Source organism: Arthrobacter sp. D3-18, from assembly GCF_054408525.1.
This window is the reverse complement of the sequence record NZ_CP096440.1, coordinates 782,268-801,684: the sequence shown is the minus strand read 5'-3', so window position 1 is coordinate 801,684 and position 19,417 is coordinate 782,268. Positions and strand designations below refer to the sequence as shown.

15 protein-coding genes are annotated in these 19,417 nt (G+C 62.7%); 13 read left to right on the top strand and 2 right to left on the bottom strand.

Annotated elements, in window-relative coordinates; genetic code table 11:
• Window positions 1-108 precede the first annotated feature (108 nt).
• Entirely contained in the window at window positions 109-1,332 is a 1,224-nt protein-coding gene (locus M1D89_RS05880; protein WP_498648867.1) for a GntR family transcriptional regulator, read from the top strand.
• 29 nt (window positions 1,333-1,361) lie between these two features.
• Here the strand turns inward: M1D89_RS05880 and M1D89_RS05875 are convergent, their stop codons facing one another.
• Window positions 1,362-3,734 (bottom strand): polysaccharide lyase 8 family protein, encoded by a 2,373-nt coding sequence (locus tag M1D89_RS05875; protein ID WP_498648865.1) that lies wholly within the window; start codon window positions 3,732-3,734, stop codon window positions 1,362-1,364.
• Window positions 3,735-3,907: 173 nt separating this feature from the next.
• On the opposite strand from M1D89_RS05875, the gene M1D89_RS05870 reads away from it, so the two are divergent.
• The 10 genes from M1D89_RS05870 (at window position 3,908) to M1D89_RS05825 (ending at window position 15,264) form a co-directional block, all read left to right on the top strand.
• The gene (locus M1D89_RS05870) at window positions 3,908-4,495 is read left to right on the top strand and encodes a DinB family protein (RefSeq protein WP_498648863.1); all 588 of its coding nucleotides are present in this window, start codon (window positions 3,908-3,910) and stop codon (window positions 4,493-4,495) included.
• Window positions 4,496-4,560: 65 nt separating this feature from the next.
• Complete coding sequence (locus M1D89_RS05865; protein WP_498648861.1) at window positions 4,561-5,553, top strand: phosphodiester glycosidase family protein; 993 nt, start codon at window positions 4,561-4,563, stop codon at window positions 5,551-5,553.
• Entirely contained in the window at window positions 5,550-6,680 is a 1,131-nt protein-coding gene (locus M1D89_RS05860; protein ID WP_498648859.1) for a GtrA family protein, read from the top strand. The genes M1D89_RS05865 and M1D89_RS05860 overlap by 4 nt, the downstream gene beginning before the upstream one ends.
• On the top strand, window positions 6,680-7,381 hold the full coding sequence (locus M1D89_RS05855) for a DUF4956 domain-containing protein (RefSeq protein ID WP_498648857.1): 702 nt from the start codon (window positions 6,680-6,682) through the stop codon (window positions 7,379-7,381). The genes M1D89_RS05860 and M1D89_RS05855 overlap by 1 nt, the downstream gene beginning before the upstream one ends.
• Window positions 7,378-8,166: a polyphosphate polymerase domain-containing protein gene (locus M1D89_RS05850; protein WP_498648855.1), complete on the top strand. Its 789-nt coding sequence runs from the start codon at window positions 7,378-7,380 to the stop codon at window positions 8,164-8,166. Before M1D89_RS05855 ends, M1D89_RS05850 begins: the two co-directional genes overlap by 4 nt.
• A gap of 29 nt (window positions 8,167-8,195) precedes the next feature.
• On the top strand, window positions 8,196-9,773 hold the full coding sequence (locus M1D89_RS05845; protein ID WP_498648854.1) for a carbohydrate-binding domain-containing protein: 1,578 nt from the start codon (window positions 8,196-8,198) through the stop codon (window positions 9,771-9,773).
• 368 nt (window positions 9,774-10,141) lie between these two features.
• Window positions 10,142-11,581, top strand: a complete 1,440-nt coding sequence (locus tag M1D89_RS05840; RefSeq protein WP_498648852.1) for an MFS transporter — start codon at window positions 10,142-10,144, stop codon at window positions 11,579-11,581.
• Window positions 11,571-12,269 carry an aspartate/glutamate racemase family protein gene (locus tag M1D89_RS05835; protein ID WP_498648850.1) on the top strand — a complete coding sequence of 233 codons (699 nt, stop codon included), beginning with the start codon at window positions 11,571-11,573 and terminating at the stop codon, window positions 12,267-12,269. The genes M1D89_RS05840 and M1D89_RS05835 overlap by 11 nt, the downstream gene beginning before the upstream one ends.
• Before the next feature lie 197 nt (window positions 12,270-12,466).
• A complete protein-coding gene (locus M1D89_RS05830; protein WP_498648848.1) occupies window positions 12,467-12,967 on the top strand; it encodes a sensor histidine kinase in 501 nt (166 codons plus the stop codon).
• A gap of 107 nt (window positions 12,968-13,074) precedes the next feature.
• The gene (locus M1D89_RS05825) at window positions 13,075-15,264 is read left to right on the top strand and encodes a transglycosylase domain-containing protein (protein WP_498648847.1); all 2,190 of its coding nucleotides are present in this window, start codon (window positions 13,075-13,077) and stop codon (window positions 15,262-15,264) included.
• A 485-nt stretch (window positions 15,265-15,749) separates the two neighbouring features.
• On the opposite strand, the gene M1D89_RS05820 is transcribed toward M1D89_RS05825, so the two are convergent.
• The gene (locus tag M1D89_RS05820) at window positions 15,750-16,481 is read right to left on the bottom strand and encodes a glutamine amidotransferase (protein WP_498648845.1); all 732 of its coding nucleotides are present in this window, start codon (window positions 16,479-16,481) and stop codon (window positions 15,750-15,752) included.
• A 165-nt stretch (window positions 16,482-16,646) separates the two neighbouring features.
• Here M1D89_RS05820 and M1D89_RS05815 point away from each other — a divergent pair, with 165 nt between their 5' ends.
• Together M1D89_RS05815 and M1D89_RS05810 are read left to right on the top strand one after the other, a co-directional pair.
• Window positions 16,647-17,873, top strand: a complete 1,227-nt coding sequence (locus M1D89_RS05815) for an MFS transporter (RefSeq protein ID WP_498650907.1) — start codon at window positions 16,647-16,649, stop codon at window positions 17,871-17,873.
• A gap of 173 nt (window positions 17,874-18,046) precedes the next feature.
• Window positions 18,047-19,372, top strand: coding sequence for an ammonium transporter (locus tag M1D89_RS05810; RefSeq protein ID WP_498650906.1), 1,326 nt, complete (start codon window positions 18,047-18,049; stop codon window positions 19,370-19,372).
• Window positions 19,373-19,417 lie beyond the last annotated feature (45 nt).

The window sequence follows — 19,417 nt, the reverse complement described above, 5'->3', positions numbered from 1 at the left end:
CCCAAACAGAACGAAAGTACTCGCACGCGAAGGAAATTACTATCGGAATACTCCCTCATTGGTGGTGCATGATAAGAGAAATTGTCTGTCCACAGGTGGAGATGGATCATGCCAAAGAGGAATCAGGAACCGCAAGCGGACTCCGGTGCTACAGCACTGCGAGACACTGCCAAAGCCAATTTGAAGTTTCAGGACCTGAGCGACGACCTCCGCAGGGACATCATTGCCGGTACGTGGGCTGTGGGGACGAAACTCCCCACCGAGCAGCAACTCGCAGCAGAAACCGGGCTCTCCCTGACTACGGTGCGGCGGGCCTTCGAGGACCTCGTGGGCAAAGGGCTGGTGGTCCGCAGGCAAGGCGCAGGCAGCTTTGTCGCCGCACCCCAGCGTGCGCAGAAGCGCTCCCGTTTTGTTATCGGAGTCCTGCTACCGGACACACAGCTCTATTACCCGCGTGTCCTCCAGGGGATCGAGGAACATCTCTCCGCCCGCGGAGCGAGCCTGCAGTTGTCCACGTACCACTACGACTTCACCCGCGAGAACGCCAGCATCCAATTCCTCCTGGATGCCGGGGTGGACGGCCTCATCCTGGTGCCAACGTTGACCGGTCTGGCCAACCCCCAGCAGCGTGTTGCCGAGCTCATGGCCCTGCCCGTACCGGTTGTCCTCCTGGAACGGAGCCTGGACGACTTGGGCCCGGGCGACCTGACGGAGCACGTCTGTTCAGATCACCAAGGCGGAGCGTACGACGCCGTCATGCACCTTCACGGGTTGGGTCACCGAAAGATCGGGCTGCTCACGCGGGCGAATGAGGCCGCGCGCAGCAGTAATCCGACTCAGGCTGCGGTCATCGCAGGCTATACCGCCGCCATCTCTGCGTTGGGATTGGGTACGGATCAGCCCGGTCCCATGGCGTTCAGCGCCACGAAACCCGAGTGGGAAGCGGACCAGGCCGAGCACATGTTTGCGCTGCTGACGGGCAGTGGCGCCACGGCTGCCTTGGTCTTCGGAGACCGGGAAGCTGCCTTGCTGGAAGGAGCGGCGTCCAGGCACGGGGTCCGGGTGCCGGAAGATCTTGCCCTCGTCTCCTATGACGATGAAATGGCCGACCTCGCCCGGATACCGCTCACGGCGGTCTCTCCAGCCAAGCACAGGTTGGGCGTCATGGCCGCCGATGTCCTGTTGCGTCGGCTGACCGAAGGTGACGCGTGTCCCCTGTACCAAATCCGGCTGCGGCCACGCATCGTTGTCCGTGACTCGTGTGGGGCCAAGATGGCCAGCCACCTCCAGCCTGTTGCGAGGCCCGCTCTGCATCCTTCGAGGGCCACCTAGCGCGCAGAGTGGGCCTAACAACAAGGGCTCTAGCGGCGGAGCTTGATGAGCTTTGTCTGGCCGCTGAGCCCGGCCGTATCCACGGTCAGGGTGGTCTGGCCCGCAGAGTCCGTCCCCAGTGTGCCCGCACCTTCCAGCACGCTGGACCAGGTGCCTTCCGGGAGGGTCAGCGTGAGGCTGTCAGCCTCTTGCGTTGGCTCACTGACAGCCAGACTGAGGACGTTGTCGTGCCTTGAGAACACCACGCATGCAGCGCCCGACGCTCCAAGATCCCCTGCCATCCCGGGCTTCCAGAACGTTGCTGCCGTAGTCTTCGCGGCCTTGAATTCCACGGATTGCGCAGTCGCATCGTTGCGGATCACCCTGTATTTGTTTCCCTGCACCAGTCTTTGGGTCTGTTCTACTGATGCGCCTGGTGCCACAACGTACGCATAGCTGCCCGAGGCAGATCCGGCGCCGTGGTCTATATAAAGCGTTGCGTAGTTACGCTGGTGGACCGTAGTACTGCCGTTGACGTTGACCCCGGACCAACTGCCTGAGCGGATTTCCCGCAGCACGTGGAGCGGGGAATCGTCGAGCATGGCGTAGCCTCCGAAACCTTCCAAATGGACCCAGCGCCCATCGCCCAGTACCTCAGCGCTGCCGGTCGATCCGGCTATGGTGCCTGCCGCCGTCGTGAGTGTATTGCTGCCTTGGTGAAGCTTGCGGTGGTCGACGATGCTTTCCACTTTGGCCCCCGAACCAGTGCTGATGTCCGCGCCGAGGCAGACCGTGACCTCCCCGCTGACAAACCAGGACTTCCGTGCGGACAAGCCTGTCCGGCCCGGCCCCACCAGATGCTGTCCGACGGCGGCCACCTCGCCCAGCGCGGTGGCGCCGCTCCACTCATTGGCCGGGACCGCAGCGCCCCATTCCCCTTCCACTTTGTCCGGCAAGGCCGTGGTGTCCACGGTGGTACCGGGGAGGCGGTTATAGTTGGCCGTGGCCCAGAACGCGTCATCGTACTGGGCGAGGTCGGACGTGTAGAAGTAGGTCATGCCGGAACCCGTGTGATAGCCGCGGTTATTCTCTCCGTTGCCGCACTCATACCAGGCAATGCGATTGCTGGACATGGAGAGCGACAATGCCCAGCCGGGTCCCCGGTGCATGGTGCGGTCCATCGCCGGGAAGAGCCTGTGCCCGAAAGATTCCGCTACGGGAGCAACACCAGTGGCTCGGAGCTCCTTCACCAGTGCCGTCCTGGGCAGGCTGGCCCCCGCAAGGATCGGGCGGTAGGGATTACGCGCAATCCAGCCCGCGCATAAACCCCGCCATCGGGATGCAGTAGCCGGATCCATGGCCCGGGCCAGGAGCAGGATGGCCTCGATCGCCGACGCCCCGAGGTCGTAGCCGGTGTTGGCCTCGCGGCTGATGCTCCTGCCGCGAACGGAATCGGCCATGGCTCCGTTGATCATGACGGGAGCAAACGACCCCTCCACGGCGTCGAAAAAGATGCTGCGCGACGGGTCGGAAACCTCGAAAACAGTGCCTCCCAGCACGGAGAACAACTTGGACAAACCGGTGAGGAGGACTACACCGTAGGAGCCTGTGTACGGGGTGGTGCTGTGTTGGATGAACGAACCATCGCGGAAGATCCCGTCCCCACTGGTGACGTATTGCCATACCTGGCTGAGCCCGGCGACTGCATGGTTGAGTTTGGCCGGATCTTCGCCGGCAAGGGACCGGACGATGATTCCCTGGCACAGGTCCACCCTGTTGGCCCCTACGGACGTGATCTTTCCGCGCTTGGGTGGGAACTGCAGCCAAGGGTCGGGCACAAAATGGTCAATCGCCGCGCAGTAGGCCGTACGCTCGTCGGCGGACAGTTCCCCGTGCAGGAGCACCATGGCGTCCGCGAGTGCACGGGGTACACCGATCTCCCAGGACCACCAGTTGCCAACTTCTTCCTTGGCATCGTTGTAGCAGAGGGTGTTGGCGTCAGCGAGGCCGGCTTTGATGTCTGCCAGCACGGAGGCATCCCCGAACACCGCCGCTGTTGGTGTTGCCCAGGCCGTGGCGAGCTGTGACAGGCGCGTGTAGGTGGTGACCATTTCCGCGTCCTTGGCGAAGGACAAGTCCGTGAAGACCGACGTTCGGGCTGGAGCCCGGTTGAGCTTTGCCAAGGAGTCGGCAGCCTTGGTGTTCACGGCAGTGACCGCTTTGGCGAAGTCCGGATCGCCCGCTTGGATGACATTGCGGCCCGTGATCTGGTCCACCCAGCGGCTTCGCAACGCTGCGAACTCCGAGGCGTACGGTTCGGTGTCGGCCCACGCGTTCCGGGCAAACATCGAGCTGACCACGGCCGCGAGGGAAAGTGCGCCGGCACCCTGGAGCAGGGTCCTGCGGGGGAATTGACGTGACAAGGAGTTGCTCCTAACACTCGTGGCGGGACGGGGTCCGGCGTCTTTCGCCGGGTCCGCCACTGGCTTGGGTTGAAGTCAACGCGACGGGGAAGAGAGGAATAAAGCAGTATCCCGTCCCCGCATCCGGAGGTGGAGTCTCAATTCCGTCGGACCCCTTCGGTAGAGTCCTGACCATGGATGAAAAAGCGACGCTGCTCACATACTTGCGCCTCCGGCGGGCTGACCTGCTCGGGAAATTGGACGGGCTGAGCGAGTACGATGCGCGCCGGCCCATGGCACCCACGGGAACCAATCTGCTGGGCCTGGTCAAGCATGTGGCCAGTGTGGAACTGGGGTATTTCGGTGAAACCTTTGGCCGGCCCAGCGGCAGGGAGCTGCCGTGGTTTGCCGATGATGCAGCACCGGATTCGGATATGTGGGTTCCGGCAACGGAGAGCCGCGAAGAAATCCTGGGGCTTCACCACTTTTCCGCCAAGCACAGCGACGAGACCATCGAGTCCCTCCCTTTGGACGCTCCGGGCGTTGTGCCGTGGTGGTCTGATGAGAAGAAGAACGTCACTCTCCACCAGATCCTGGTCCACATGTGCGTGGAAACGTCGAGGCATGCGGGTCACGCGGACATTATTCGCGAACTCCTTGACGGCAACATCGGGCAAAGACCGGGCGATCCGAACATCCCGGGCCGGTCCGTGGAAGAGTGGGCAGCCCACCGTGCCCGTATTGAGCAGGCCGCGCTGCAGGCAGGCGAAAGCACCACTTAAACCTTCACAGCCCCCGCATATGTTGGGCAAACCTCAGGCGTAGCCTTGCTCCGTAGAAATGAGGCATGACTCCTCCACAGACTGAACACCGTAAGGGCGGCCGGACTCGGCGCGCCGTCGTCTCCGCCGTTCTGGCGGTCACTCTTTCTGCCGGGGGTGCCGCAGCGTGGGCCCTCGACCGTTTCGTAGTCCCGCACGCAGAGATCACCAACGTTTCGGAATACGAGGCGAGCCAGGCAGGCACCACAACTACGGAAGGCACGACGGCGGACGCCACCTCCGCTGATACGTCGGCGAGCGCCGTGGTCACCGACACTTCGTACACTTCCGGGGACACCGGCGTCACCATCTCCACGGTGACCACCGGCAGCGGCGACGACACCGTGACGTACTACGTTGCCGACGTCGTGCTTGATGATGCCACAACGCTGAAGTCGGCGTTTGCCGAAGACACTTACGGCGAAAACATCACCGAAACCACGTCCGCGATCGCCGAGGACCATAACGGGATCTTCGCCATCAACGGCGACTACTACGGCTTCCGGGACACGGGCATCGTGATCCGCAATGGTGTGGTGTACCGGGATGAGGGGGCCCGCCAAGGTCTCGCGTTCTACAAGGACGGCACGGTTAAGGTCTACGACGAAACCACCACGACTGCTGAACAACTGATCGGGGACGGCGTCTGGAACACGCTTTCGTTTGGCCCGTCGTTGTTGGCGGATGGCGAGATCGCCTCCGGCATCGAGGACGTGGAGGTTGATACGAATTTCGGCAACCACTCCATTCAGGGCGAGCAGCCACGCACTGCCGTTGGCGTCATCGATGAGAACCACCTGGTGTTCGTGGTGGTGGACGGCCGCAGCCCCGGCTACAGCGCCGGCGTCACCATGACCGGCCTCGCCCAAATCATGAAGGACCTGGGCGCCACCACCGCTTACAACATCGACGGCGGCGGCTCCTCCACCATGTACTTCAACGGATCCCTGGTGAACAACCCCCTCGGCGAGAACAAAGAGCGCGGCACCTCGGACATCCTCTACATCGCCCAGTCATGATCATCCTCATACCGGCCTACGAGCCGAACCGCCACCTCACTGCCCTTGTCCGCAGTCTTCAGGAAGCCGATCCGTGGTTGACCATCGTGGTGGTGGACGACGGCTCCGGCCCCGACTACAAAGACACGTTCGACGCCGTTGCGCGGCTCGGGTGCCATGTGCTCGGTTATGCGGTGAACCGTGGCAAGGGCCACGCGCTCAAGAGGGGCTTTGCCTTTATTGCGGCAGAGTTTCCCGGCCAGGATGTGGTCTGCGCTGACAGCGACGGGCAGCATCCCGTGGTTGACATCCTGGCTGTTGCCGACCGGGTGCGCAGTGTCACCGGTGCCATGGTCTTGGGCTGCCGGAATTTCTCCGGAGACGTCCCGGCCCGGAGCAAGTTCGGCAATACGGTGACGCGAGGGCTGTTCAGGCTCGCAACCGGACAACGGATCACGGACACTCAAACCGGTCTCCGCGGTTACCGGGCGGACATGCTCCCGTGGTTGCTGACCGTGCACGGCGAGCGGTACGAGTACGAGCTGAATCTCCTGCTCGAGGCGAAACAGGCTGGGTTCGGCATCGACAGCGTGGAGATCGCCACTGTGTACCTGGACCACAATTCGGCATCGCATTTCCGCCCCATAGCCGACTCCCTTCGGATCTATGCTCCCCTGCTGAAGTTCTTGGGCTCGTCCTTGTCGGCGTTCATGGTGGACATGGTGATGTTCCTGATCCTCAGCGCCTGGACGGACTCTTTGGTACTGGCGGTGGTGGGGGCCCGCCTGATCAGTGCCTCGGTGAATTTCATAGTCAACCGTCGGCTGGTCTTTGAACACGGACGGGACACCTCGCTTAGGGCTGCGGCCACGGGCTATGTGGCGCTGGTGCTTGTCCTGTTGTCCGCCAACTACGCCGCGATGTGGGCACTCACGTCACTGGCTGTACCGGACCTCCTGGCCAAGCTCGTCACCGAAGTGACCCTGCTGGGCTTCAGCTACGCGGTGCAGCAACGGTTCCTGTTCGTCCGGGAGGCGCAGGCTACTCGAGTCGAAACACATATCCCAACCTTGGTTCGAGCACAGTTTCAGCACAGCATGACCGGGAAAAGTGGAGATCAATCCCCCAAGAGATTCCGGAGTAACTGATGAACACCATCATCCTCATCGCGGCAGACCTGGCCGCGATCACCATTCTGACACTCGCCCTCTACCTCCGCCGGCACCGGCGTCGTGACCTGGTTGTTTCCTACCTCGGCATGAACGTCGGCGTGCTTGCAGTTGCCACGGCTTTGTCCGGTTCGGCCGCCGGCGTTGGTTTGGGATTGGGCTTGTTCGGTGTTCTCTCCATCATCCGGCTCCGGTCTACGGAACTGGCCCAGCACGAGGTGGCGTATTACTTCTCTGCGTTGGCCCTGGGCCTCATCGCAGGGATCGGGGTCGAGCCGGTGTGGCTGACCTTGTCCCTCATGGCGTTGGTCCTCCTGGTGATGTTCGTCGGCGATAACCCCCGGGTCCTGCCCGCCTACCGCCACCAGACCGTAGTACTGGACCGGGCCATCAACAGCGAGCCTGAACTCTACGCACGGCTGGAGGAAGTCCTCAACGGCACCGTCCACTCAGCCACCATCCAGGAACTGGACCTGGTGAACGACAAGACGATCGTGGACGTCCGGTACGCGGTCCGACCGCTGCAGCCGAAGCATTCACAGCTCGGTTTCGACCGGTTGGCGGGTGCACTCTCGCCGGCACCGCAGGAACTTCCGGCACAACCAGCCCAGGATGCGCCGCCATCGCAGGCGGCGCCTCAGGCCCAGCAGTCCGTGCCCACCTCGGCAGGTGTAGCGTGAGCCGCGTCGACGCCGAACCGATCATTCCGCAACTGAGCCAGCTGCCCGCCGTCGGACTTGAAGAACTCACCACGGAAGCCGCGCTGTTGACCCGGGTGGACCGCAAGTATTTGGTGCCGTCGGCTACTGCGCGCGCGGTCCTCAGCACGTTCAGCTCTGAGGCCAGGGTCTTGGAGATGGACGGGAACCGCACGTTCGCTTACGACTCCGTGTACTTCGACACCCCCGAGTTGGACAGTTACATGCTGGCCGCGCGTGGCCGACGCCGACGGTTCAAGATCCGCACGCGGACCTATCTGGACAGTGCGGTCAGCTTCCTGGAAGTGAAAACCGAAGGTGCCCGCGAGGCGACGGTCAAGGAGCGGATCCCGTACGAGCTGTGCGATCGCGACCGGCTGACAGAGGAGGGGCTCGCGTACGTGAACGAGACACTGGCGGCGGCTATCGGTGACGTGAGATTCGGCCCCCTGGAGCCTGTCCTCTCCACACGCTACGACCGCATCACACTGTTCCTCCCCGAATCCGGGAGCCGCGCAACCATCGATACCGACGTCACCTGGCAGAGTCCCGACGGCCTGCCATGGCGGCTGGACAACGCGGTGGTGGTGGAGACGAAATCCGGCTCCGCCCCCGGCCCGTTGGACAGGCACCTCTGGGCACACGGTGTCCGTCCTTGCCGCATCTCAAAATTTGCCACTGGCATGGCCGCGCTGCACCCGGAGCTGCCTGCCAACCGCTGGAACCAAACCCTCCGGCGCAGGATGCCCCTGCGCCCTCTCCACTGACCTTCCCTCCACAGACTTAGGAATCCACCATGCGCTCTTTCCGTACATCCCTTTCCGTTGCCGCCGTCGCCCTCGCCATTTCCTTGGCCGGCTGCTCCACGGCCGTCACCAGCTCTACGTCCACTGGCACTACCTCCAGCGACTCCGGCACAACAACCACCCAGCAGGCAGTTACTGCCGGAACCATCGAGGAGGACACCCACTACGACAGCGACGACCTCACGTGGGACGCGGCAACCGAAGTGGCAATCAGCCTGGCCGACGGCGGCAGCAAAGTGACGTCGTCGTCCTCCACTGGCGTGGCGGTTGACGGCGATACCGTCACCATAACTGCGGCGGGAACCTACCGCCTCAGCGGCTCACTCAGCGATGGCCGGATCGTGGTGGCCGCGGGTGAGGAAGACGCCGTGCGGATCATCCTGGACGGTGTGGAACTGGGCAACTCCTCAGGCTCGCCTTTTGTGGTGCAGAGCGCGGATGAGGCAATCGTGTACCTGGAGGACGGCAGCACGAACACTCTGACCGATGCCGCCAGCTACGCCGACCAAGGCGAGGAAGCCCCCAATGCAGCCCTCTACTCCATGGCCGACCTGACCATCGCCGGCACCGGTTCACTCACGGTCAACGGGAAATCCAACGACGGAATCGTGTCCAAGGATGGTCTGGTGATGGCCGCCGGCAAGGTCACCGTGGAGGCTGTGGATGACGGCATTCGTGGCAAGGACTACACGGTTCTCTTGGACGGCGCGTACCAGGTGACCGCTGGAGGAGACGGCGTGAAAGCAGACAACGAAACGGACGAAGGCCGCGGTTGGCTCCTGGTCAGCGGCGGCTCGTTGACGGTCAACGCGGGCGATGACGGTGTGAAGGCCTTCAACACCCTCACTGTTTCCGGTGGAACAGTCACAGTGGCTGAGTCCGAGGAAGGCCTCGAAGCACAGCACATGGCGATCACCGGTGGCGACGTTACCGTCACGGCGAACGACGACGGCGTGAACGCCTCGGGCGGGTCGTCCACCAGTACCGACTCCGGCGCGGCGGGCGGCGGAGGGCCGATGGGCGGGGGCGAGTCCGCAGCTGGTGACTACACCGTGGACGTTTCCGGCGGAACGCTGACCATCAATTCCGAGGGCGACGGCCTGGATTCAAACGGTGGCGCCACCATCTCCGGCGGCACCGTGGTGGTCAACGGACCCACAAACAACGGCAACGGCGCACTCGACGTCAACGGTGAACTGACCGTGACCGGCGGCACCGTGGCAGCGGCAGGCAGCGCCGGAATGGCAGTGGCCCCGGGAACCTCATCCACCCAGTCCGGTGTGCAGGTGACTCTCAACTCCTCGGTTTCCGCAGGCACCCCCGTGCACATTGTTGATTCTTCGGGAGCAGTGGTGGCGACGTTCGTGACCACCAAGACGATCGCATCCTTGGTGTTCTCGTCCTCCGCGATCACCGACGGTGAGACGTACACCGTGTACACAGGAGGCAGTGCTGACGCTGAGTCCGGGGTGACAACCGGCTCCATCTCCGGCGCCGAAGAGCAGGGGACAGTGACGGCCGGCGAGTACACCCAGGCTCAGGGTCCAGGTGGCGGCGGCCGCTGGTAACTCCAAGTGGCCCGTGAGCCGCTGGCATACTAGCGGGCTCACGGGCCACTATTGCCCGGACGGTTTTTAGTGAGGTCCGGTGGTTGTTGGGCCGTGGCATCCTGACCTCTTTTGACGCCTCAACGGCGAAAAATCAACCTAAATTGGATGCATTCCACTGCCCAAAGCTTCAAAAGAGGTCATCACGCCGCGCCTGCCAACCCCCATTTGAGCTCCCGGTCACATTCTGTTTACACGCTAACCATGGCCTTCTGGTATCCCAAAGTGTAATCTCCATCACATTCCCTCATGTGATATTCGCATTCCGCATGACGGAACCATTCGCGTGGCAATGAATGAAACCTTCAGAGCTCAGATAGGAGCGCACTGTGGAAAAAGACCTTGCCCAGGAGGCTGCAACACCGCGGACCGGATCCCTGGCCAAACAAATCGAAGGCGCGTATCAGCGGATTGGGGTGACCGGCGCACACCGCCAAATTGTCTTCATGATCCTGCTGGGCGTGTTCTTCGACGCCCTCGAACAAAATGCCGTGGGAATCACGGGCCCCATCCTCCGCCAGTCGTGGGGATTAGGCGCCACCGAAATCGGTTTGCTGAACACGATGACGTTTACGGCAACCGCACTTGGACGGCTTGCGACGGGCCTCATCGTCGATAAGTACGGCCGGCGGCACATGCTGGTCATCAACCTCATCATCTTCGCCGGTGGCTCATTGCTCTGCGCCGTTGCTCCGAACTATCCCATTTTGGCCGCGGGCCGCTTCATTGTCGGCTTCGGGCTCGGTGGTGAAATAGCCGTTGCCGTGATCATGATGGCGGAGTTCTTCGCCGCCAAACACCGCGGCACCGCAGTGGGACTGATCAACGTCACCGCAGCCGGTCTGGGCAACATGCTGGCACCGGCCTTCGGCATCCTCGTCTTCACGCTTTTCGACGGCCCGGACAAGTGGCGCTGGGTGTTCGGCCTGCTGTTCATCCCCGCTCTACTAGTGATGTTCTTCAGAAGGTACGTCCCGGAGACGCCGCGCTTCCTGGCTTCCCAAGGCAAAATCGATGAGGCAAACCTCGTCATCACCCGGCTTGCCCGCAACAAGCTCTCCGGCCCCATTAAGGACCCCGACACCTACATCACCGCAGTACCCGATCCTGTGGTGGTGAAATCGTCCGGCCACTGGAAGGACGCCCTCCGCGGCAAGCTCCTCAAGCGAACGGTGCTGCTGTGCATTGCCGTTTGCATGTCCTACGCCGCCCAGATTTCCATGCTGACGCTGATGCCAACCATCCTGGTGTCCCGCGGTTATGCCGTGAACACGAGCCTCTGGTTCACGCTGATCATGCAGTCGGGTTCATTGCTGGGAGCCTGCACAGCCGCCTACCTCGCCAGCCGGTTGCCGCGGAAGAAAGTGCTCACCGCGGCCGCAATTCTTGGCTGCCTGTCCGGGCTGTCCATGGCCTTCCTTGCCACCGACATCGTGCTCGTTGTGATCTTCGGAGTCCTCTTCAACTTCTCGGTGATCATCCTTAACACCACCATCTGGCTGTTTGCTCCGGAGCTCTACCCCACGCGCACCCGTGGTTTCGGTACGTCCATCATCCTGGCAGCGGGTTCCTTGTCCGGAGGCCTGTTCCCGCTCATCTCCGGGGCCGTGTTCGACTCCGCCGGGTTGCCGGGCATGTTCACCACGCTGGCAGTGCTGTTCGTCATCCTGGCGATCGTGGTCCAATTCCCGCCCGAGACCTTCAACAAGCCCCTGGAAGAGGACGCTGAACCGGGCGATGACGAGGAAGCTGCGATCTATGGACACTAGCGTTTCCAGCCCGGACACAGTCCTTCTGGTCAATCCGAACACCAACGGCAACACCACAACCATGATGGTGGACCTGGCTGAGGAGACCCTGGCGCCGCATGGTCTCCGGGTTGTGGGCATTACCGCAGCCGCCGGGCCTCCCATGATCGTGGATCCGGTCTCCTTGTCCGAGTCTGAGGCGCACGTCCGCGATGCTGTGCACGGCTATCTTTCCGGGCCCGACGGCGGCAGGGTGGCGGCAGTGATCGTGGCAGCGATAGGTGATCCCGGGCGGGCACAGTTGGACCACGAACTGGACATCCCGGTGATCGGCATAGGGCAGGGCTCCGTTTACGCTGCGGCCCGGAACTCTCACGGCGGCCTCCGTCGCTTTGGCATGGCAACAAGCACGCCATTGTTGGCGGAAGCCCTGGGCAAGCTGGTGGCAGACCACGGGTTCCAGGAGCACTTCACCGGTGTCCGCCTGACGCTTTCAGAACCTTTGGTCTTGGCGGCAGACCCTGAACGTCAGTTCCAGGAGTTGGCGCGGGCTGTCACAGAGGCTATGGCCACTGACAACGCCGAGGCAGTCATCATCGCCGGCGGCCCACTCAGCGCCACCGCGCGGCGGCTGGCGGAGACCACCGCCGTCGACATCATCCAACCGATCCCAAGCGCCTGCCGGCTGGTGCTCACGGCCCTGTCTTAAACGGAATAAGCAGCGCCCGACGACGGCACTCAAGTGCCGTCGTCGGGCGCTTTAAAGAACCCGCAGGGTGTCCGCAAGCCTCCCCAGCAAACTTGATGCGAACTTGAGCCAATCGAAAAGCTTCCTTGATATAGCAGCGCCACGCTGGAAGCAGACGAAGCACCAATACACAGGGGTTTCGGCAACGAATTTCCAGTATGAAACACGACGATGTGGGGGAAGCAATGGAACAGGCATCAGCACTAACCGAGGTGGTCTCCGTCAAGGGCATCATCCAGGACCAGCACCCCGTGGATTTCTACGCGCTGGGTGTCGCAGGATGCATCGACCGGCTGGCAGCACCGCTCCGGCGTGCAGGCGTCACAGTGCACTGGCACACCCCGCATCACGGCATCGAGATCTCCTCCTCAGCTGCCGCCCTCCTCTATCACGTGGCGCAGGAGACCTTCAGCAACACCCTCAACTACGCAAACGCCAGCCAGCTCACCGTCCGGCTCAACGCCGTTTACCACGGCATTCAGATCACCGTCACGGACGATGGCACCGGTTTCGAGATTCACGCGGCTCCCAGTGGCCGGCGGCACGGTTACGGATTGCTGCTGATGTCCATTGCAGTGCACGACGCCGGCGGGACGGTAGACATCGATTCTGCGGTTGGGCGGGGCACCACTGTGAGGGTTACGCTGCCGCTGGATTGAGTCCGATTTGGGACCATATTAGGGCGTCAAACCCATAGCCCCACAGCGTTGGTGGACGTATTCTGTAGCTACTTTTCAGCCTGACATCCCTAGGGAGTGGCACGAAAATGACGCGGAAAAAGGGTCCAAAGATAGGTCTGGGCAAGGTCCTCTTGAGGGTCTTCGGCTTCTTCTTCGTGAGCACTCTCTGCGGGGTGCTGATCACAGGATTCCTGGCCCCCGTGGTTGCCTTCACCAGCACCACCGTGCACGGCTCCGTAGGGTTTTACCAAAGCCTGCCGGCCGAGCTCGACGTCGATTCTCCCTCGCTTTCCAGCACAGTGGTCTCTGCAGACGGGCAACTCATAGCCACCTTCTTCGCCGAGAACCGGGTCAAAGTCCCCTTGGAGGAGATGTCGCCGTTCATCCGTGAGGCGATCATCGCGATCGAGGACAGCCGCTTCTACGAACATGCGGGTGTGGACGCCCAAGGCATCATGCGGGCGCTGAGTTCCAACTTGACCCAAGGCACCAGGCAAGGCGCTTCCACGCTCACCCAGCAGTACGTCACCAACGTCCTCAACGAGTCCCGCCTGTCCGAGGGGCGGCCGGAGGACGTGGTGCTCAGTGGCCAGAAGACCGTGGGCGACAAGTTGCGCGAGATCAAGCTTGCCCTGGAACTAGAGAAGCGCTTCAGCAAGGACCAGATCCTTGAGGGTTACCTGAACATCGTGTTCTTCAACCGGAACGCGTACGGCATCGAGGCCGCATCCCGCTACTTCTTCAGCACCTCCGCCATGGATCTGACCCTGCCCCAAGCAGCCCTGCTGGCCGGTTTGGTCAATGGCCCCAGCATTTATGACCCCATTGCCGATCCCCAGGCTGCACTCGACCGCCGCAACCTGGTGTTGTCCAGGATGCTGGAACAGGGCAAGATCACGGCTGTGGACCACGGCGTAGCGGTGGCCACGCCTATCGAACTGGACATCACTCCTTCCTTGCAAGGGTGTGCGGGAACATCGTTCGCCACCTACTTCTGCGACTACGTTTCCCACCTGATCCTGAACAACGAGGCGTACGGGGCAACCGTGGAGGATCGTGAGCGGCTTCTGTATCGCGGTGGCCTGACCATCACCACCACCTTGGACACCCGGCTTCAGCACGTCGCCCAGCAACAGGTGGACGCATCCGCCGGAGCCAACCCGGACAAGTGGGGCGCCGCGATGACCACTGTTCAGCCGGGTACCGGGAAGATCCTGGCAATGGCCCAAAACACGGTATTTGTACCACAGGAAGGAAAGTACGACACCCAGCTGAACTTCAATGTGGATGCCAAAGACGAGAACGGTTACGACCTCAATGGTGCGGGTGGCTTCCAGCCCGGTTCAACCATGAAACCCTTCATTTACGCCGAGTGGCTCAACGAGGGCAAGCACCCCACCGCCGTGGTGGATGCTTCCCGCAGGGTGTACCCCGTTGGTTTCCCATGGCGTTCGAGCTGCGGCAAGGTCCTTGGCGGTTACAGCACCGCCCAGAAAGCCCAGAACCTGGGCGCAGATGACGACCTGCAAAACAACGACGACGGCTACTACCGCCCGATGCCCATCAACTACGGCCTCTACAACTCCATCAACACCGCTACCTTCGCCACTGCAGCCCAACTGGACTTCTGCGGGATCCAGAAGATGGTGGACGCAGTTGGACTGCACAGCGGCTTGGACAATGCGCCCGTCAACATGCACCAGATCGGCAACCTCCTCGGCTCCATCGGTGTGGCCCCACTGGTCCTGGCCAGTGCCTACGCCACATTTGCCAATGACGGCACATATTGCGAGCCCATCGCGATCACCGAGATCAGCGATTCCCAGGGCAGGGAGTACGAGGCCCAAACGCCGGAATGCCGGGAGGCCGTGAAACCGGCCGTGGCCCGCGGAGTGAACGCCGTCTTGCAAGATGTGATGAAGGTAGGTTCCGGTGTATGGATCGAACCCAAGGTCCACACGAAGGTCCCCGTTGCCGCCAAGACAGGCACGTCCAACAACAACGGCGCCACATGGGTGGCCGGTTACACCACGACGCTAGCTACGGCGTCGTTCTTTGGAGATACGACGGCGGGACAACAGCGGGCGGGGCAAAACGTCACCATCAACGGCAAGTTCTACAAATCCTTGGACGGGTACATGATCGCCGGTCCCCAATGGGCCAACTACATGGTGGAAGCCGTGGCCCTCTACCCGAGCGGGCCGTTCGTGGCACCGGCTCCACCCCCGTCACCTGCGCCTACCGTGCCGGCGACTCCAACGCTGACGCGTCGCTGACGTTGCGTTGCGAGGCCTAATCTGCACGGCATTCGACAGCAGGGCCCACGCCGCCCGGGTTCCCTGGCTGAGCTTGCGAAGCTAGGGAGGCGGTGGGGACGCAAAGCAGGCCCCACAACACACCCACCCCGTTGCGAGGCCCAGTCTGCGCGGAACTCCCCCACGAAAGCACGCAAAGCAGGCCCCACAACACACCCACCCCCGTTGCGAGGCCTAATCTGCACGCAATTCCCCCACGAAAGCGCGCAAAGCAGGCCCCACAACACACCCACTCCCGTTGCGAGGCCTATTCTGCGCGGCATTCGACAGCAGGGCCCACGCCGCCCGGGTTCCCTGGCTGAGCTTGCGAAGCTAGGGAGGCGGTGGGGACGCAAAGCAGGCCCCACAACACCCCCACCCCAATTGCGAGGCCCAGTCCGCACGGAACTCCCCCACGAAAGCGCGCAAAGCAGGCCCCACAACGAGCAGGGCGCATCAATGAAGGGCTAGCGGGCGTAGCGCTCCGTGAAGTTCCTGAGCACCCGCATCGGTTCGGTCACGGATGATCGGCGGGCCGTCCCGATGAGTTCGTCGGCAGTGTGGGGCGGAAAGTAGCCGGCGTTCTTGTAGATGTTGATGCGGGTGATGAGGCCGTCGGCGTCCAGTTCAGGGTGGAACTGCGTGGCGTACAGGTTGTTCTTGATCCGGAACATGTGCACAGGGCACGCCTCTGAACTGGCCAACAGCACAGCGTGTTCGGGAAGTTGACTGCACGCTTCCTTGTGTCCAACGAACGCATCGAAGGTTCGCGGGACACCGCGAAGCATGGGATCGCTTTCACCGTCGGCGGTCAGCGTGATCCGGGTTGCCCCCACCGCTTCCCCAAAACGGCGATCGATGACGGCTCCTTGGTGCACGCCCAAGGTGCCGACGCCGTAGCAGGCACCCAGGAACGGGAAGTCTTCGGCCACGATCCGGTTCAGCAGCGATGAGAGTTCCGTCTCAACCCGGATCTGGGCTGCGCTCTTTTCCTCCACCGGATCGCTGGAGGTGTAAGGGCTGCCGCCGACGATCACGCCGGAATAATCGGACAGCTCAAAGGGCGGTAAAGGCCCGGATTCCAGCCGAATACGGACCAGTTCTTCCGGTTTCAGGTCGCAGTACCGGAGGTACGCCTGGTACTCATCGTCGGCTGCGGCATCCTCGGCGCGGGTGGCCAGCAATAGGAAGGGCTTCACAGGCCCAGTCTGCGCGAGGAATGGCTGACGGACAAAGTGTGTTGCTAGCGGGAGGGGGTTTCTGACAGTGACTCCCTCGCATCGCCGTGGCTGCATAACGTTGTAGGGATCCCTACGAACCCCCATGACTCATCCCAGAGGAGCAAATCTTTGAAGCAGGACCCCATGGTCGTCGGAACGCCATCACCCGAGGCGTCGCGTGCTGAAACGCAGCAACCGAAGAAGATCCCGTGGGGCGGACTCTTGGTGCTCGCGGCTGCAGGTTTCACCGCGGTGACCACCGAACTCCTGCCTTCGGGTCTGCTCCCTCAAATCAGCCGGGATCTGGGAGTGGACGAATCGGCTGTGGGTTCCCTGACTGCGGTCTATGCGGCAATCATCGTCTTCACGGCCCTGCCTCTCTCCCGGTTCCTTGCCGGACGGGTTCCGCGCAAGACCCTGCTCATCGCCACTGTTCTGGCGTTTGCCCTCAGCAACGTGCTCCTGGCGCTCAGCCCCACCTTGGGTTGGGCGATCGGGGCGCGGCTCCTTGGCGGCATCGCGCACGGAATGTTGTGGTCCAGCATGGCGCCGTATGTGGCACGTATCGTTCCCGCACATTCCGTGGGCAAGGCCATGGCTGTTGTGTTCAGCGGCAACAGCATCGCGTTGGCCGTCGGCGCTCCCATTGGAACGCTGATGGGTTCGCTCATGACGTGGCGGGCCTCGTTCATGGTCCTTGCCGGAGTGGGTGCACTGCTGGCAGTTCTGGCGTTTTGGCTTCTCCCGGCAGCACATGACCAAGCCAGCCAAAAGACTCCGTCCCTTAGGGCAGCCATGAAACTGCCCGGCGTTGTGGCCATCGCCATCGCTTGGCCGCTCTTGTTGCTCGCCCATTTCACACTGTTCACCTACGTGGCCCCGTTCCTGCTCGCCTCGGGGCTGCCGGAATCCGCCACAAGCCTGTCGCTATCCGTTGTGGGAATCGCCAGCCTGGTGGGTATCTGGATTGCCGGCATGACGGCTGACTCCCGCCCACGCACCTCGGTGATTGCCGCCGTCGGACTCTTGACCCTTGCGTTCGCCCTGCTGCCTGTGCTGGGCGGCACCTGGGTGGGGGCGTTCGGGCTGATGACGCTATGGGGCATCGCGTTCGGCGCCGTGGGCATTTATAACCAGGCCGCGATTCTTCGCGCCGGTGGTGAGCACAAGGATGCTGCCAATGGACTCACCGTGGTGACCATCCAGCTGGGTATCGCCGTCGGCGCCGTGTACGGAGCCTTCGCCCTCACCAGCGTGGGTGCCCAACTGGTGCCGCTGGCCGCGGCCCTGCCCACGGCGGTCGCCCTGGTGATCATCATCGCCAGCCGACGGGGTGGCTATCCCGCCGGGCCGCGTGAGAACCGCCGTTAACATCCCGGAAACATGACAGTGACGTGATCTTCACGAACCGGGGATTTCTGTAACTTACCTGCAACTTAGCTCTTCTGAGTCGGAAACATAGCTCACCGAATATTGATCGGGGGGTTGGCGTGGGCCGGAACAACGGCCCCGTTTCGGACAGGCTCAATGAGAAGGGAACGCAGGTGGAGATCTCTGCGCAACACGTCTGGATGATGTTGTCGGCGGCAATGGTGCTGTTCATGACCCCCGGCCTCGGCCTCTTCTACGGCGGCATGACCCGGGCCAAGGCTGCGCTCAACATGATCATGATGAGCTTCATTTCGGCGGGCATCGTTGGCGCGGTGTGGGTCCTGTGGGGCTACTCGATGACCACCGGCGACGGCTTCCTCGGCCTGTTCGGCAATCCCTTTGCACACTTCGGCCTGCAGGACCTGATTGGCTCGCCCGATCTCATCAAGGCCGGCTTCGCCGCCACTTTTGCCATTATCACCGTTGCCCTCATCAGCGGTGCGATCGCCGACCGCGCCAAGTTTGGCGCTTGGGCACTGTTCGTGCCGATCTGGATTACCGTGGTTTACTGCCCGCTGGCCTACATGATCTGGGGTGGTGGTCTCATGAGCGCCGGGGGCGCCGTAACCCAGATCTTCGGCCAGGTCATCGACTTCGCCGGCGGCGCAGTGGTTGAGGTCAGCTCCGGAACCGCCGCTTTCGTCCTCGCACTGATCGTGGGAAAGCGTCACGGATTCGCCAAAGACCCCAACCACCGTCCGCACAATGTGCCGTTCATCATGATCGGCGCGGCCATCCTCTGGTTCGGCTGGTTCGGCTTCAACGGCGGCGCAGCAACCACGGCCGAGCAGGCTGGCCTCATCTGGATCAACACCCTGGTCACACCGGCTGCGGCGATGCTGAGCTGGCTCGTGGTGGAGAAGATCCGCCACGGCCACCCGACATCGCTGGGTGCGGCGTCCGGCGTCGTGGCTGGCTTGGTGGCCATCACGCCTTCCTGTGCCAACATCAGCCCTCTTGCCGCCCTTGGGCTGGGCCTGGTTGCCGGCGCCGCCTGCGCAGTGTTTGTGGACCTGAAGTACAGGTTCGGTTTCGACGACTCCCTGGACGTGGTGGGCGTACACTTTGGCGCCGGTGTCATTGGCACACTGTCCTTGGGCTTCATCGCCTTCCCCACCGAGGGCACGGCCGGCGGCCTCCTTTACGGTGGCGGCCCGCAGCAGCTCATTGCCCAGACGGTCGCCGTTCTGATCACCATCGCCGTGTCCGGTGCGGGCACGCTGGTGATCGGCCGGGCCATTCACAAGACCATCGGATTCCGGGTTCCCCTGGAGCACGAAGTCACCGGCGTCGACCTCACCCAGCACGCCGAGTCCGCCTACGAGTTCGGCCTCACCGCCCACGGCCACTTCCGCCAACAGCAGGCGCATCTGTCGGCTCTGATCAGTCGGAAGCCAACTGCAGCTGCGCCGGAGGCCAGGGAGGACAGCTTCGCCTAAAGGACCCTACGCAGAACAGCAGCCGACGGCGGAACTTCAGTCCCG